General features: G+C 50.5%; 1 rRNA gene. It reads right to left on the bottom strand.

Going from position 1 to position 210, the window contains the following annotated elements:
- A 5S ribosomal RNA gene (gene rrf / locus PGS10_RS25065) occupies positions 1 to 68 on the bottom strand; the annotation flags it as partial.
- Positions 69 to 210 lie beyond the last annotated feature (142 nt).

The following is a 210-nucleotide window of genomic DNA, read 5'->3' on the forward strand; positions in this document are numbered from 1 at the left end:
GCGCTACGGCGTTTCACTTCTGAGTTCGGCATGGGGTCAGGTGGGACCACCGCGCTATCGCCGCCAGGCAAATTCTGTTTTACCAGCCCGTCATATGACGCACTGATTAATCTGTATCAGAGCTGAAAATCATCTCAAATCCGCCAAAACAGCTTCGGCGTTGTAAGGTTAAGCCTCACGGTTCATTAGTATCGGTTAGCTCAACGTATC

The sequence above is a fragment of the Klebsiella sp. 141153 genome (assembly GCF_032601995.1).
Taxonomy (GTDB): domain Bacteria; phylum Pseudomonadota; class Gammaproteobacteria; order Enterobacterales; family Enterobacteriaceae; genus Klebsiella; species Klebsiella aerogenes.